The organism is Haliea alexandrii (assembly GCF_003719295.1).
Taxonomy (GTDB): Bacteria; Pseudomonadota; Gammaproteobacteria; order Pseudomonadales; family Halieaceae; genus Haliea; species Haliea alexandrii.
In genome coordinates, this window is the sequence record NZ_RFLW01000005.1 from 28,443 (window position 1) to 44,511 (window position 16,069).

Here is a 16,069-nt window from a genome sequence, read left to right on the forward strand (position 1 = left end):
CCTCCCCGAATGCGCTAAAATCCGCCCATGTTACGCGATATTCCCGTCACACTGCCGAATACGCCCCTGCTCAGCGCCGTTGACCAGGGCAAGCCCCTGCGGGCGCTGGGTGAGGCAGAGCTGGAACAGCTTTGCGAGGAACTGCGCGCCTACCTGCTGTACAGCGTAGGCCAGAGCGGCGGCCATTTTGGCGCCGGGCTGGGCGTTGTCGAGCTCACCGTGGCGCTGCACACCGTGTACAACACACCACAGGATCGCATTGTGTGGGACGTGGGCCACCAGACCTACCCCCACAAGATCCTCACCGGACGCATGCAAGCCATGCGCAGCATCCGCCAGGCCGGTGGCCTCGCGGGCTTCCCCAAGCGCAGCGAGAGCGATTACGACACCTTCGGCGTGGGGCACTCATCCACCAGCATCTCCGCCGCCATAGGCATGGCACTGGCCGCCCGGCAGCAAGGCATTGACCGGCATGTGGTGGCGGTTATCGGCGATGGCGCCATTACCGGGGGCATGGCCATTGAAGCGCTGGCTCACGCCGGCCACGTGCGCCCCAACATGCTGGTGGTACTCAACGACAACCAGATGTCCATCGGCCACAACACCGGTGGCCTGGCCACCTACTTCGCCAAGATCTGGGCCAGCAAGACCTACATCAGCCTGCGCGAAGGCTCCAAGAAGATCCTCAAACGCATCAAGCCCGCCTGGGACCTGGCCAAGCGCACCGAAGAGCATATGAAGGGCATGGTCGCCCCCGGCACCCTGTTCGAAGAGCTGGGCTGGCACTACATTGGCCCGCTGGACGGACACGACCTGCCGCAACTGCTGCAAACCCTGGAGAACATGAAGGACCTGGAAGGCCCCCAGTTCCTGCACATTCGCACCATGAAAGGCAAAGGTTTCGCGCCGGCGGAAAAAGACCCGGTGGGCTACCACGCCATCAACAAGATCGAAGCCGTGCCCAAGGGGCCGCAGGCGAACCTGCCCGCCCCCCCTGCCGCACCGCGCAAACCCAAGTTCCAGGATGTGTTCGGGCGCTGGCTGTGCGACATGGCCGAGCAGGACCCGAAACTCGCCGGCATCACGCCCGCCATGTGCGAAGGCTCCGGCATGGTCGAATTTGCCCGGCGCTTCCCAGAGCGCTATCACGATGTCGCCATTGCCGAGCAACATGCCGTGACCCTCGCCGCAGGCATGGCCTGCGATGGCCTGAAACCCGTGGTGGCGATCTACTCCACCTTCCTGCAGCGCGCCTACGACCAGCTCATTCACGATGTGGCTATTCAGAACCTGGACGTCACCTTCGCCATCGACCGCGCCGGCCTGGTGGGCCAGGACGGGCCCACTCACCACGGGGCATTCGACCTGAGCTACCTGCGCTGCATACCGAACATGGTTATTGGTGCGCCCTCAGACGAAAACGAGTGTCGGCAGATGCTCTACACGGCCTATCAACATGCGGGGCCCGCTGCCGTGCGCTACCCGCGTGGCACCGGCAAAGGCGCGCTGATCAGTGAAGCGATGAGCGAACTGCCCATCGGCAAGGCCGTGACCGTGCGTGAAGGCCAGCGCGCAGCCATTCTCGCCTTTGGCACCGTGTTGCCTGCTGCACTGGAGGCCGGAGAGGCACTGAACGCCACCGTGGTCGACATGCGCTGGGTGAAGCCCCTGGATGAAGCCCTGGTGCTGGCGCTTGCCGGCAAGCACGACTTGCTGGTAACGGTGGAAGACAACGCCATTGCAGGTGGTGCGGGCAGTGGGGTGCATGAGGTGTTGTCTGCCAATCAGCTGGATACGCCCTGCTTGCACCTGGGTATTCCCGATGAATTTGTGGAACACGGCAGCCAGGCGGAGCAGTATGCGGCAGCGGGGCTGGATGTGACGGGGATTGCCGCGGCAATTACTGAGCGACTGGGAGATGCGGCACTGGTGCGGGCCGAAGTTCGGGCGGGTGCTGTGCCGGTGGTGGGGTGATGGCGTGAACAGCAAGGCCACCTGAAGCGTGCCCTCGATAAAGGTGCTCTGTGCAGCGACATCGTACCCCGCCGACCACGACGACTGGCGAGGCGTATTCATTCGGCATATGGTCGATGCGCTTGCTCGCCACTCCGATATAGAACTTTCCGTTTGGGCGCCACCGGGGCCGCTACCCGATAACGCTCGCTACGTGCCGACACCCGCAGAGGAAGGCATGCTGAGTGATCTAATGGCGGCGGGTGGCATTGCGCATGTGATGCGCAGCCTGCGGCCAGGCGCGTTGTTAGCACCTTTGAAGCTGCTGCGCCCCCTGCACGCCGCGTATCGCAGGGAAACCACAACGCAACTGTATCACCTGAACTGGTTGCAAACCGCGCTGCCGCTCCCGAGGGACGGCAAGCCGGTCTTGGTTACCGTGTTGGGAACAGATCTGAAGCTGCTCAACCTACCCCTGGTCAAGCCGCTGCTGCGGCGTGTGATGCGTGACCGCAAGGTTGCCATCTGTCCCAATGCCGAGTGGATGCAGCCCATTCTGGAGCGCGCATTTGGTGATGTTGCACACATTCAACCGGTTCCCTTTGGCATTGACCCCGTTTGGTATGGCATCGAGCGACAACTGGTGCCAGAGCAACCGGTATGGCTGGCTGTCACCCGACTGACTCGCGACAAACTGGGCCCGCTGTTCGAATGGTCAGAACCGCTGTTCAAGGGTCAATCCAGGCAGCTGCACCTTCTGGGCCCCATGCAGGAACAAACAGAGCTGCCAAGCTGGGTACACTACCACGGACCCGCCACGCCAGAGCAGCTGGCAACACACTGGTTCCCCAAGGCGCACGGCCTGGTAACGCTGAGTGAGCACGCAGAGGGGCGCCCACAGGTTATGCTGGAGGCCATGGCCGCAGGCTTGCCCATTATCGCCTCCGATATGCCAGCCCATGCGAGCCTTGTGCAAAACAACATCACAGGTGCACTGTGCCGTGACCGGGAAGGCTACACTGCCGCGATGCAAAGACTCGAAAATGCCGCGGTTAATGGGCAGTACGGCGCCAGCGCCCGACAATGGGTACAGGAAGCCGTCGGCACGTGGGATGACTGTGCGGAGCGCTTTTTGGCGCTCTATAACGAGCTACTGACACACGCGTATGATTAGCGGAGTGCTGGTCATTGGCGCTAGAGGCTTCATCGGCAGAGCGCTTTGCCAGGCGCTCAACCGCCAAGGCACACGAGTGAGGGCGGTTTCGCGCGGCGGACAGGTCCCGAACCTCCCGGGTATCGAACAGATTACTAGCGATTGCCGAAGCCCCTCCGAGCTGGCCGCCTCGCTGGACGACATCGACGCCGTGGTTTACCTGGCTTCGTCCAGCACACCGGGCAGCAGCGCTGGCAAGCCGTCTGCAGAGATCAGCGAGAACCTGGCGCCATTGATGGCTACACTTGAGGCGCTGCAGGGTCACCCTTCCATACCTCTCATTTATTTCTCCTCAGCCGGTGCAATCTATGACGAGCAGGCTGCGGTGGCCTCTTGTGAAAGTGACCTGCCGCGGCCTCGCTCCTACCATGGTGCGGCGAAGGTAGCCGCAGAGCAGTTCATTGGAGCCTGGGCAAGGCAGTTTGGTGGGGGTGCAACAATCATAAGGCCTTCCAACGTTTACGGCCCCGGCCAGGCAGAAAAAGCAGGCTTCGGCATCGTGCCGACAGCCCTCGGCTGCATCAGAAGGGAGGAGGCACTGACCGTATGGGGAGACGGCTCCGCCGTGCGCGACTACCTGTATATTGACGACCTTGTAGACCTGACGCTAGCCGCACTGGAACAGGCATCAGCAAGCGAAGTACAAACACTGAACGCCGCCAGCGGCGAGTGTGTCAGTCTCAACGAGCTTCTCAGCCTCGCCGAACTGGCCAGCGACCAGGCCTTGCGACGATACTATGTACCGGGCCGCGCGGTGGATGCCAGCAGGGTAAGCATCAGCGCAGACTGCGCTCGCCAGACTTTAGGCTGGCAGCCCGCAGTGCCACTGGCAGAGGGACTCAAGAGAACATGGCTGTGGTTGAACACTACCCCGCTCTAACGCGGCCTGCTGCGCCGCTGGTCTCCGTCTGTATCGCCCACTACAAGGGCCAGGAGTTGATCGCGGCTTGTCTCGATTCCGTGCTGGCGCAGGACTGTGCTTTCGATGTGGAGATCATCGTGCATGACGATGCGTCCCCGGATGATTCGGTGGCGTTTCTGCGGAAACATTACCCCCAAGTGGAACTCCTCGTCAGCGGGCAGAACGCGGGGTTCTGTGTGGCCAACAACCGGATGGTGGCCCGTGCGCGAGGCCGGTATGTGTTGTTGCTCAACAACGATGCCGCACTGTTCCCCGATGGCCTGACCACTCTGGCGACAGCGGCAGGGCAGCAGGATCCGCCGGGCATTCTCACCCTGCCGCAGTACGACTGGGAAACTGGGAAACTGGTGGACCGGGGTTGCCTGCTGGACCCCTTCTACAATCCGGTGCCCAACCTGGACCCGGACCGCAGCGACGTGGCTATGGTGATTGGGGCGTGTTTGTGGATTCAGCGAGAGCTGTGGGAAAAGCTAGGGGGGTTCCCGGAGTGGTTTGAGTCGATTGGGGAGGATCTTTATTTGTGTTGTGCGGTTCGTCTTGGTGGCGGGACTGTGGAAGTTACCTGCGAAAGCGGGTACCGACACAGGCAGGGGCACAGTTTTGGTGGCAACAGGGTGAGCGGAAGCAAGGTCTCTTCCAGCTATCGTCGCAGGCGGCTGAGCGAACGCAACAAGACCTATGTATTATTCGTAGCAACTCCAACCGGACTGATGTGGCCCCTGCTCGGACTCCACATTCTGCTAATATTGGTTGAGGGCCTTATCCTGACTCTGATCAGAAGGGACGGTCGAATCTTGCGTGAAGTGTATGCCAATGTATTCACATCATCGTGGTGTCACAGAAAACTACTCCATGAATACCGGAGTTCAGCACAAAGAATGAGCTCAATCAATCCATGGGATTACTTCCGAACATTCACCTTGCGCCCGAGAAAATTAACAATGTTGTGGCAGTACGGTTGGCCTTCACTTGAAAAATAATGCAGACATCGCTGCGACTTGGCGCTCTACGCTGACCATCGTAATTCCAACCTTTAACTCGGTAACAGACCTTCCAGAATGTCTGAAAAGTGTTCAGAGCATACTTGGCCACCTAGTCGGAAAGACTGTTTTCGTCGTCATCCAAGATGGCCTTTCTACAGACGGCACAAAGGAATATGCGGAGAACATTAATAGTAACGGCATCAGCTTCGTTTCAGAACAGGACAAAGGCGTCTATGACGCAATGAACAGAGCTGTCGCACGAACGAAGACAGAGTGGGTATATTTTCTGGGTTCTGATGACCGTCTTCTCCCAGGCTTCAAAGTCATGTTAAGCCAATTGAACAGCACCGATCATATCTATTATGGGAACGTGAGACTTGGAAGTAGTGCAAAACGATATGATGGTTCGTTTTCAACCGTCAAACTCGTATTCCGCAATATTTGCCATCAAAGCATGTTTTTCCCAACACATGTTCTTAAGCAGCACCCTTACTCGCTAGATTATCCAATCAAATCTGACTGGGCTAGCAATATTCGCCTTTTTGCCAGCACAACGTTCCAGCATGTAAATGTGGATGTTGCGCTTTATAATGACAATCATGGACTAAGCTCAACTTATGAAGATAAGCAATTTAAAAGAGATAAGGCGAAATTGTTTCATGACTTTCATGGCTACTGGCCGAAACTTCTATGTGACATCTCACCAACGATAACAAAAATCTATCACTTCGCGACTCGGCAAAAGAAAAAAGGGCTCATAGAATTCAAAAGCATCTGAAAACAAACCTATCCGAGACTATATTTACGATTCGCTCTACCAAAATCCCCTAAATTTACAGATCTAAGCTATGGTTTTTTTGCAACGATTACGTCTTGATATGAGAAGTGCCTCTCTCTATTTGACCAGCTCCCATGAAGAATTGGCTCCTCAATCACCAACCCCGCATCGATGTAAAATCCTCTTACGAGCTCTTCGGATACCGCAATCGTCTGCTCTGGCGTTCGCTTGTGCGTAGACAGGAAATCGCCGAAATCATAGCAGAAATTTTGCGATGCCTGCTTGGAGGAAATCTGCGCCGCCGTGAACTCGTTAATCAAATAGTAAGTTATAAAGCACGTCCCACTTCTTTTCATAACTCGTGAAATCTCATTCAAGTAGGATCTAATGTCATCAGGGCGCATATGACTAAAAACTGACGTAAGAAAAACTACATCATAGGTACTATTCTCAAAAGGAAGCCGGTATCTTGCCGCCGGCTGGCCATTATCACGCCCCGCATATGGGTTTGATACGTCCGCATGATGAAACACAAAATTTGGGTATCGTGATGTAATCTCTTTCGTGCACCACTCTACGGCCTTCTCTACAATTTCAACGCCATCGTAACGACCCGGGGGGCTCACCAAATCTGCTAATGCGATAGCCACCCTGCCATAACCACATCCTATTTCAAGGATTGCTGAACTCTCATTCAAACCCGTTGTCACTACCAAGTCGTGTTTGATGCCCCCCCCTATAGCCGTAAAGTCTCCGCCGCCAACCAAAAGCGCCGTCATTGCTGGAGGAGACATCGGTTTCTTGGTCCTGGTGAGCGATTGATAAGTGTCTATGAATGAATAAAACAAAATTCTAGCGAAACGTTTTAAAGGTGGCGGAATGTATTGTAGAGCACTTTTCATAGAGTTCTCTCTGTGATGGCTATTCCTGCCCACCAGCAATGGGCATGTCCTTAGGCAACCAGTTCTTCCTCAAATGCCGCTGGGCTGACACTCCCATTGGCGCTGTGTCGGCGTCCTTGATTGTAATCCGCTTCGCTACACTCGAATACCGTTTGCCTAATTTCTTCCCGGGTACCGAGGCGTCAGAGCGTACACTCATGCCGGTGGGCAAACCGCGAAAGTACAGAGCTATTTTCAGTGCATCGCGGAGCCACTTCGCGGTCATGCGCTCTGACATGGCCCACGCCACCATCAAGCTTGATTACAGGTAAATGTGCGTGGCAAGGTAGTGCCGAAAGCGGCATGGCCAGTTGGCAATCTAGATCATATTGCTCGACTCCAATCAAGCGGGCCTGGCTGGTTCTTCTGCGCCAAGATGCTCCGGCATCGCCTTAAAGAGTTCATCGAGCGAACTGATCGAATGAACTCCTTGATTATCCATCCCACGCGCCTGAAAGTACCCTCCCAACACATAAGTCGGTATGCCCGCAAACGAGGCCTCAACGAGACGCGTCAACATTCCCGATGTCGGTGGCTGGCAGACAAGAAGGGCTTCGGCCTGCACCATGAGATCACGAATCATCGCGTCCGAAACGCCTCCAAGAACTCTCACGGAAGAAGGTGCAATTGGGGCCAGCACCTCCGTGCCGAAGCCAGCCAACGTGAAAGTCTGGCCTGAAGAACACTCTCGAATTAGGTCGAGCAATCCCTCCAGCCCCAATCGCGTCGGCGGATTCCAAGCGGTCCCGAGAATAAGAATACCGGTTTTATCCGAGGTCACTCGGAGTTTTCTGATTTGGTACAGCGCGGATTGCTCTGACTTAGGGGGGCTATAGAGGAGAGTTTGAACCAATTCGACGTTCATTGCTCGAAGGACCGCTGCGTCGAGTTCGCTGATAGCATGCACACGGCACGCCGCGCGATAGACCAGCATCTCCGCCGCGAACGCTGCACCCTCGGATCGAAAGAAGGACTGATTCTGCCCGGGAACCATAAACTCTATATTATGAGGATAGGCAGAAAACCGCACATTGAACGAAACTAAAACATTCCCCATGATGACGCCTTGGTTCGCTGACACCTCAAGCATTACCCTAGGCCAACCATGGCGGCGCATTTGCGCATGTAACCAGCCGCCGTACAGGATAGTTGCAGCGACGCCCTTCAGGCTTAGACTACGCATGCCAATAGTTACTGCAATGGGCAGAATCGCAAATGCAGATAGCGGGGAGCGGAAGAGCACGCTCAGCAGCTCATAGAGACCTGACGGTATGCACAGGGTGCGAATGCCATCCGCTTGGGCGATTTCGGCAAGCTGCAGACTGCGTTTATATCCGCCGTGCTTGGCGGTAGCGTTCAGGAAGGTGGATAGATGTAAAACGTTGCGACTCATATCATTCCAAGGTGGACAAAAAACTCGTCGGATCTTTCGCAAGAGATGACGGGAACCACGCCGAGTCTGTATAGCAGCTGAGGGAAACGCTTCTGGATTCAAGCCACTCACTCAAGGCGGGAAGTGACTTCGAAATCAGCTCCGCTTCGCCCGACATCATACCTGCGAGATTGTACTTCCGTCCTGTTTTATACTGCCACACACGTTTTATGCACGCCCCCTTCGAAATAGAGGTGAGGCGACGGATTTTCCTGATCTGTCGAACCCGAAAATTTTGAGAGTGGGCGGCTTCTTCGAGGTCATAGAAATGCGAATTAGACCCTTTGGGATCCGCAATGTCCCAGCCAACCGTGGAAATCGATGAGACTCCCATGTGGAGCAAAGTAAAGAGGACTGACTCGTACATCATCCCTGGCCCCCATGGTCTAAGGGAACCGCGCCGTTCCAGGGTCCAATCCTCGAAAGCTTCTATTGCAGCAAGCGATGCTTCAAGCCCTCCAGCCCCTCGATGTATTTCGAATCGGATGTCCCATGACTGCAAACTTGGTGGGTCTCCAGGTGCGCTTGAAAACAGCCTGAGTAACCGCGAGCGATCATAGCGATAGTTCTTGAGGTTCCATGTGTTGCAAAAGTGTAGATTACACAGATCGCTTGCTCCTTCCAGTTCGATCGCCTGTTTGATGCATACCAGGAGCAGGGGCTTGGGCAACACATCGTAGAGATCGCGCCAATAGACTGCAGATGGACCGGCGGATACCACCAAAGCGTTTCCGCCAACGAACCTATTTTGAAGAATCTCTTCCGGCGTGCGAGCCGATTTCTGCAAGTCAACTTTAAGTGTCTTGACGACATGATCCATCTCGGCGAGTCCATCTATAGCTCTCATCTCAAATCTGTCCCATAGAACGCGCTCAATTGGCGATTTTTTCGGTTGCTCAAAAGATACACCCTATGGATACATTCCCACACCACCAGCAACGGTATTTTACTCGATTGGTACACTCGCCCGTCTCTCTCAATCTGGTCGGTCACCGTTTGGCGCTCAGTAGTGGCTCTCAGCCAGCTGATCGTTGCGTGGAAACCAATGAAAGTATTCTCGCGGCATATCGACTCGGTCGAGTGAAAATTTTCCGTGCGATAGCCGAGTGAATCCAATACAGATCATACCAACGGGCAGTGTAAACCGAGGCAGTGCTTGGGGTTTTGGCGCCACAAACGCTGGGGGGCAGCACTTCTTGCCCGGCAGATGCTGGAGGTTCAGCTAATGATCGTTTCGAGGAAATCTGCAAACTTGATAAAACATCGGATACCGCCGTTCTCAACGTGATAGGCCACCTGCGCCTCAGCCACCCCCGACTATCGCGGCGATAAAGAACCCCTCAATTCTGGGAGGGTTAGAATCGAGTACTACCCCGTCGCAGCCGAAAGCGACGGTAGCGCAGACAGAGAGATCCGGTATCATGCCGCACCGCGAGCCCGAAGCGCCATCTCCACCTTCGCTACGTCCTCGGGGACATCTACTGCCAGGCTTCCGGGGCTGCATTCGTACATCAGGATGCGGCGATTGAGGTCGAGAAAGCGCAGGATCTCGATATCCTCGAACTGTTCCAGCGTGCTCTTACGGCCGAAGCCTGCATAGGCGGCCAACTCCTCGCGGTTGAAGCCGTAAATGCAGACCTGCTTCATGTAGCGCGAAGGCGCGTTATTCGCCTCCTTGAAGCCGGGCAGCGGGCTGCGCGACATGTAAATCATGACGCCCGCCTCGGTGGTGATCACCTTGGGGATGTTAACGGAGTTCGGGTTTTCGTCCGGCCCGATCCGGGCCAAGCCATTAATAATCATATCAGGGTGCTCGGTCTTCAACGCGATACACCGGCGGATGTCGGCGGGGGCAACCAGCGGCTCGTCGCCCTGCACGTTGACATAGATATCGTAGTCGATCATCTGCGCCGCCTCGGCGAGCCGGTCGGTCCCAGTGAGCGCACTTGCGCTGGTCATCAGCGCCGAGAAGCCAGCCGCGCGCACCACCTCGGCGATCCGGTTGTCCTCGGTGGCGACGTGTACATGCGTCTGCCCCACCGCGCGGGCCGATAGCTCGGCCACCCATATGATCATAGGCTTGCCCAGGAGCGGCACCAGCGGCTTGCCAGGATAACGGGTGGAGGCGTGACGGGCCGGGATGACGACACAGGCGCGCATCCGGTCAGAGACCATAGAGGCTGCGGGCGGGCAGCCCCTTGTATCTGGTGGGGGTGATGGAGACGAGCGACGGCTGCAGCCCCGAAGCTGCGAAGGCCGCGAGCATTGCCTCAATCTCGTCGTTGCGCGGATCGCCGGCGGGATAGCCGTCGAAACCCGCCATCAAAATGTGAGCGGCCCGCCCGCTGGTTGCCACCGCCAGCGCATAGGCCAGCACCAATGAGGCAGGCGCGATGCAGTGGGTGTCGTGGAACTCGAAGCGGCCCCGCTCGATGCCGATGCCGAAGTCAAGAAGCTGCTTGTCGCGGAGAGCAGCACGCAGACCCTCAGGCAACATCGAGACCGGGGTTATCAACGGCTGTGGCAGCCCGGCATGTGCCTCGGCATCGGCTAGAAGGCGCACGGGGTGGCAAGCGATACGTAAGTCGATTAGCTCAGGCGCAATTTCCGATTGGGTGTTGAGCGCCACCACCAGCGGCCGGGTACGCCGGATATGAGCCTCAAGCGCGGGGCGGTGCGCGGCCACGCCCGGCCCGGCCCCGAGGACCAGCACCTCGCGGTCCGCCATGACTTCGGCCGGGCACCAGCTGCCACGGGCCTCGCCGCGATAGAACTGGCGCGCGCCGTCCAACGTATTGAAGCTGAATTTCTTGCCGCCCTCCGCGCGCAGGTGATCGATCACGGCGAGGATGTCCTCCTCGTCGTAGCGCGCATCGCCTTGCATCTCCTGAATGTAAGTGGGGTGGATTCCATATTTACCGGCGAGGTAGTAATACGGGTTGGTACCCCAGCCGTACTGCGCCTTCATCGGCCCGAAGTGCTTGCGGATCAGTGCCATCAACGGCACGAGGTTGGCCCTGCGGCCGCGCAGCGCCTCGGCCTCGATCACCAACTCCTCGGTACGGGCGTTGCCGGGGCCGCGGCCCATACCAGTGACAGTGGCATCCAGCCAGCTTACCCCCTCAGCCGCGGCGCGCAGCGTATTTGATAGCGCCAAACCCATGTTGTCATGGGTATGAATGCCAAGCGGACCGTCCCACTCCACACGAAGCCAACCGATGATGCGGGCGGTGTCCTCGGGCGCCATGCTGCCCATACTGTCCGCGAAGTAAAGAACTTCAAGTGGCCACTCAGTGGCCAGCTTACCGATTTCGCGCACCTCCCGCTCCGTTCGGTCCGCAATCTGCATGAGATTGACACCCACTCGGTAACCGCGATCGACAAGCGAAGAGGTAGCGGGAAGAACATCTTTAAGCTCGTGATAATGGCAAGCAAAACGTACAATCGAGACACTGGAGGTGGCCGCGTCTTCAGGGAACAAGCGTTGAAGCGCAGTTTCTCGATCCATCGGGCCGCAAAGATCGGCACCATTCACCATGACCGCGACCTCAAGGCCGCTGGGAATTTCCAGCCTGCGAAGAAACTCATCGGTTGCATACGCGCAGGCACCCTTGAAACCTTGATTTCCGAGAAATCGGAAGCCCAACTCAATGACATCAACCTGTGCGGCTTTCATCGCAACCAAATATTCGGCGATCAACTCAGGCGAAAAATCCCAGGCCGTGTAGTAGCCCCCATCGCGCAGCGTGCAATCAACTATACGTGTAATTATGATATTTTCAGCCTTAGCGGATTAACCGACGAGATCTTGATTGAAAATTGATCCTTGGTATTCTTGCTATGCAAATCAAATATAAGCCCCACTAGCGCGTAAGAAATCAATGTGGCGTACGCCGCACCAATCAAACCAAACGCATTGATAAACACATAATTCAGCGCAACGTTCACTACCGCCCCCATGAATGCCCTTTGAAATAGTTTCACTTGTAAGCCTTTTGCAACATACCATCTTGAACTTGCCATACCCCAAAAAGCAAACGGCAAAGACAAAACATAAATCGCTAACACCTCGGAGGCTTTATAATACTCTGACCCATAAAGGATGACGATGATCCATTCTGCGAGAAAAATTGTGGGGAGCGCCAGGCACACTGCGGACCAAAATACAAAGCTGTACAGCTTCAACAATCGACTTCTCAACACCATCGAATCATCAATCATCGAAACAATTGCTGGGAAGAGCGACGCGACAATCATATTGGCGATTGCAAATAACGGGTTAACAAGGTTAACGGCGGCACTATAAAATCCAACCTCACGCGAACCCACCATCTGCCCGAGCATCACCTGATCTATCTTCATATAAACCATGATTGCTGCCGCCGAAAGTATGAGCGGCCAACTGTCGAGCAACAAGCTTTTGGCTCGATGTACACTGGCACTTAGTCTAGTTAATGCTGGCCCGCGGAGACCCAAGACACCCAATAGGGCTAGCGCAACAAACACGGCTTCTACAAGCATTGCCCATACAAATGCGACAAGCGGTTCCTCGTTCCAAATTAGAACAACCTTGACGGCGGCGAATACAAGAAAAACTCCGCTCTGCACCCAAACGGTGTATTTGGAAATTACCTGAGATTCGAACCAGTAAACGGCAACCTGAGACGCCTGGAATAGCATCATGGATCCAAGGATGCCGACCATGACCTTAACTAATGAGTCGTCCGGGCGCAGCCAGAAAATGGATGCCAGAATGAGAGCGTAGGCGATCAATCCGCCGACGACATGGAGCGCCGCGGCGGTACCCAGGGTTTCTTCCTTGCCACTGGGATTACGCACAATATCGCGCACAACGATGCCTTGGAGGCCCAGCGTGGCGATCGGACCGAACAGCCCGACGAATGCGGTGGCGAAACCGAGCAAACCGAGCTGCTCAGGACCAAGGTATCGCGCGATCCATACGCCTACAAAAAGGCCAACACCCATCCGCAGGATCTTGTCGAAGAATAACCAGCCGATGTTATCGACGATCTTGACCAGGTTCGGCCGATGCGCGATACGGCGATGAATCACACGGGGGATAAGGTTCATCAATAATCAGACAGCGTCGTATTCATCTGCTTTGCCGCTCTGCAAGTTGCTGCCCTGCCGTATCACTGAATCAGGTTTGAGCGCTGTTACTGGTGCCCAACTCACCCGGAGTCTATCACAGACCATTTTCCAGACCCCACGATTGCTGGCGGCATATTTGGATTTTCCACTATTTCGCCATCTGCTGGAGCCCGTGTAGGATGCAGGCTGAGTCAGACCCGATATAGAGCCACCTTATGCACCGCAAAGCACTCATCACCGGCGTCACCGGCCAGGACGGCTCCTACCTGGCCGAGTTCCTGCTGGACAAGGGCTACGAGGTCCACGGCATCAAGCGCCGGGCCTCGTTATTCAACACCCAGCGGGTGGATCATATCTACCAGGATCCGCATGTCGACAACCAGCGCTTTATCCTCCACTACGGTGACCTGACGGATTCCTCCAGCCTTACCCGCATCATCCAACAGGTGCAGCCGGATGAGGTCTACAACCTGGGCGCCCAGAGCCATGTCGCGGTCAGCTTCGAGTCACCGGAATACACCGCGGATGTGGACGCCATGGGCACATTGCGCATCCTGGAGGCCATCCGACTGCTGGGCTTAGAGCGCAAGACACGCTTCTACCAGGCATCGACCTCTGAACTCTATGGGCTGGTCCGGGAAACCCCGCAGCGCGAAACCACGCCCTTCTACCCTCGCTCACCCTACGCCGTCGCCAAGCTCTACGCCTACTGGATCACGGTAAACTACCGCGAAGCCTATGGTATGTACGCCTGTAACGGCATCCTGTTCAACCATGAGTCACCCCGCCGCGGGGAGACCTTCGTCACCCGCAAGATCACCCGCGGCCTGGCCAACATTGCCCAGGGCCTGGAAAGTTGCCTGTACATGGGCAACATGAACTCGCTGCGCGACTGGGGCCATGCGAAAGACTATGTGCGCATGCAGTGGATGATGCTGCAGCAAAACGACGCGAAAGACTATGTTATCGCCACAGGGAAGCAACATTCCGTTCGTGACTTCGTGCGCTGGAGTGCAGATGAGCTGGGTATCGCGCTTGAATTCAAGGGCAACGGTGTCGATGAGGTCGGTGTAGTCACCTGCATTCACGGCAACATGGCGCCAGCGGTAAAAGCAGGAGATATTCTGGTTCGTGTGGATCCACGCTATTTTCGGCCAGCCGAGGTGGACAGCCTGATGGGGGATGCCACACGCGCGCGAGATGAACTGGGTTGGCAACCAGAGATCACCGCACGGGAACTGTGCGCCGAAATGGTAGCAGAGGACCTGAAAGTGGCGCAGCGCAATGCATTCCTCAAGCAGCATGGGCATGATGTGTCGGTCACGGTGGAAAACTGATGAGCCCTCGTGTCGTCTATGTGGCGGGCCACACGGGGATGGTTGGCTCAGCGATCTATAGCGCTCTCGCACGTAATACCAACGTCACACTCATCACAACATCCCACGCTGAGCTGGATCTCACCCGCCAGACCGAGGTCGAGGCCTTTTTTTCAGAACACGCTATTGATGAGGTCTACCTGGCAGCGGCAAAGGTGGGGGGCATACAGGCAAACAACAGCTTTCCGGCTGAGTTCCTGGGTGAGAACCTGCTGATCCAAACCAATATAATTCGGGCTGCCCATCAAGCCGGGGTGCAGAAGCTGCTATTCCTGGGCTCATCCTGCATCTACCCGAGAATGGCCGCCCAGCCAATGCGCGAGGACGCCCTGCTCACGGGGGTGCTGGAGCCCACCAACGAACCCTATGCCATCGCCAAGATCGCCGGCATCAAGCTCTGCGAGAGCTACAACCGCCAGTACGGCCGGGACTACCGCTCGGTCATGCCCACCAACCTGTACGGCCCAGGCGACAACTTTCACCCGGAAAACAGCCACGTCATACCCGCTCTGCTGCGCCGCTTCCACGAGGCCGTTCAGACCGGGGCCGAGCAGGTAGTGATCTGGGGCAGCGGCACACCGATGCGGGAGTTCCTGCACGTGGACGACATGGCCGCCGCCAGCGTGCATGTCATGGACCTTCCGGTGACAGAGTACCGGGAACACACCCAGCCGATGCTGAGCCACATTAACGTTGGCACCGGGGTGGACTGCAGCATTCGTGAACTGGCGGAGACCATCGCCCGCGTTACCGGTTTCGGCGGCCGCCTGGTGTTCGACAGCAGCAAGCCCGATGGCGCTCCGCGCAAGTTGCTGGATGTATCGAAGCTGGCTGCCCTGGGCTGGGAGGCCAGGATCACGCTCAATGAGGGCCTTCGCCAGACCTATGAGTGGTTTCTTGCGCATGAACAAGGCGTTCGTGGCTGAGACCGCCATGCCGCAGCCGGTATTCGATGTGCTAACCTATCCCCGTAATCTTGAATCTACGGGACTGTCCCGCCAGCAGGCGGAGGCAATAGCCAGAGGCATGACGCTTATGGTGACGCAACAGGTTGAGTCGCTGGTGACCAAAGAGCACTTTGATCTGACTTTGGCGTATGTTGATCAGAGGTTTCAGCAGGTGGATCAGCGCTTTGATCAGATCGACAATCGTTTCGAACAGGTTAATCGCCGTTTCGAGCACGTCGACGGACGCCTGGATCGAGTCGAGGATCGACTCTCGCGTGTGGAAAAAAGCCTGTCCGGCCACACGATTTTGCTGAGCATCATTACCTTCGCGGTGGTGACTCCACTCCTGCAGTCTCTCGTCACACACTAACTCCATCCGCCTCACAGCGACAAAGCACACCCAGAGGTGCAA

At 56.6% G+C, this 16,069-nt stretch carries 14 protein-coding genes; 8 read left to right on the plus strand and 6 right to left on the minus strand.

What is annotated here, in order from left to right; translation table 11 throughout:
• Positions 1-27: 27 nt before the first annotated feature.
• The 5 genes from dxs to EGJ68_RS16415 are packed head-to-tail and all read left to right on the plus strand — an operon-like array spanning position 28 to position 5,849.
• Entirely contained in the window at positions 28-1,974 is a 1,947-nt protein-coding gene (dxs, locus tag EGJ68_RS16395) for a 1-deoxy-D-xylulose-5-phosphate synthase (RefSeq protein WP_123035632.1), read from the plus strand.
• Positions 1,975-2,002: 28 nt separating this feature from the next.
• Entirely contained in the window at positions 2,003-3,127 is a 1,125-nt protein-coding gene (locus tag EGJ68_RS16400) for a glycosyltransferase family 4 protein (protein WP_199228085.1), read from the plus strand.
• Positions 3,120-4,046 carry an NAD-dependent epimerase/dehydratase family protein gene (locus EGJ68_RS16405; protein WP_123035633.1) on the plus strand — a complete coding sequence of 309 codons (927 nt, stop codon included), beginning with the start codon at positions 3,120-3,122 and terminating at the stop codon, positions 4,044-4,046. Before EGJ68_RS16400 ends, EGJ68_RS16405 begins: the two co-directional genes overlap by 8 nt.
• Positions 4,016-5,068 carry a glycosyltransferase family 2 protein gene (locus EGJ68_RS16410; RefSeq protein ID WP_123035634.1) on the plus strand — a complete coding sequence of 351 codons (1,053 nt, stop codon included), beginning with the start codon at positions 4,016-4,018 and terminating at the stop codon, positions 5,066-5,068. Before EGJ68_RS16405 ends, EGJ68_RS16410 begins: the two co-directional genes overlap by 31 nt.
• Positions 5,058-5,849, plus strand: coding sequence for a glycosyltransferase (locus EGJ68_RS16415; RefSeq protein ID WP_123035635.1), 792 nt, complete (start codon positions 5,058-5,060; stop codon positions 5,847-5,849). The genes EGJ68_RS16410 and EGJ68_RS16415 overlap by 11 nt, the downstream gene beginning before the upstream one ends.
• Before the next feature lie 68 nt (positions 5,850-5,917).
• Here the strand turns inward: EGJ68_RS16415 and EGJ68_RS16420 are convergent, their stop codons facing one another.
• The 6 genes from EGJ68_RS16420 to EGJ68_RS16450 all read right to left on the minus strand — a co-directional run bounded on the left by EGJ68_RS16420 (position 5,918) and on the right by EGJ68_RS16450 (position 13,313).
• Positions 5,918-6,751: a class I SAM-dependent methyltransferase gene (locus tag EGJ68_RS16420; RefSeq protein ID WP_123035636.1), complete on the minus strand. Its 834-nt coding sequence runs from the start codon at positions 6,749-6,751 to the stop codon at positions 5,918-5,920.
• Positions 6,752-7,133: 382 nt separating this feature from the next.
• Complete coding sequence (locus tag EGJ68_RS16430) at positions 7,134-8,183, minus strand: hypothetical protein (RefSeq protein WP_123035638.1); 1,050 nt, start codon at positions 8,181-8,183, stop codon at positions 7,134-7,136.
• Position 8,184: 1 nt separating this feature from the next.
• Positions 8,185-9,042, minus strand: a complete 858-nt coding sequence (locus EGJ68_RS16435; protein ID WP_158283716.1) for a hypothetical protein — start codon at positions 9,040-9,042, stop codon at positions 8,185-8,187.
• Between the two features lie 599 nt (positions 9,043-9,641).
• On the minus strand, positions 9,642-10,397 hold the full coding sequence (locus EGJ68_RS16440) for a 3-deoxy-manno-octulosonate cytidylyltransferase (protein WP_199228086.1): 756 nt from the start codon (positions 10,395-10,397) through the stop codon (positions 9,642-9,644).
• On the minus strand, positions 10,387-11,997 hold the full coding sequence (locus EGJ68_RS16445) for an aldolase catalytic domain-containing protein (RefSeq protein ID WP_123035640.1): 1,611 nt from the start codon (positions 11,995-11,997) through the stop codon (positions 10,387-10,389). The genes EGJ68_RS16440 and EGJ68_RS16445 overlap by 11 nt, the downstream gene beginning before the upstream one ends.
• Positions 11,991-13,313, minus strand: coding sequence for a flippase (locus EGJ68_RS16450; RefSeq protein ID WP_123035641.1), 1,323 nt, complete (start codon positions 13,311-13,313; stop codon positions 11,991-11,993). Before EGJ68_RS16450 ends, EGJ68_RS16445 begins: the two co-directional genes overlap by 7 nt.
• Before the next feature lie 236 nt (positions 13,314-13,549).
• On the opposite strand from EGJ68_RS16450, the gene gmd reads away from it, so the two are divergent.
• From gmd to EGJ68_RS16465, 3 genes are read left to right on the plus strand one after another with little or no spacing between them, the layout of a single operon-like run.
• Complete coding sequence (gene gmd / locus EGJ68_RS16455) at positions 13,550-14,671, plus strand: GDP-mannose 4,6-dehydratase (protein WP_123035642.1); 1,122 nt, start codon at positions 13,550-13,552, stop codon at positions 14,669-14,671.
• Positions 14,671-15,636 carry a GDP-L-fucose synthase gene (fcl, locus tag EGJ68_RS16460; protein ID WP_123035643.1) on the plus strand — a complete coding sequence of 322 codons (966 nt, stop codon included), beginning with the start codon at positions 14,671-14,673 and terminating at the stop codon, positions 15,634-15,636. The genes gmd and fcl overlap by 1 nt, the downstream gene beginning before the upstream one ends.
• The gene (locus tag EGJ68_RS16465; protein ID WP_123035644.1) at positions 15,614-16,027 is read left to right on the plus strand and encodes a CCDC90 family protein; all 414 of its coding nucleotides are present in this window, start codon (positions 15,614-15,616) and stop codon (positions 16,025-16,027) included. The genes fcl and EGJ68_RS16465 overlap by 23 nt, the downstream gene beginning before the upstream one ends.
• Positions 16,028-16,069: the final 42 nt, after the last annotated feature.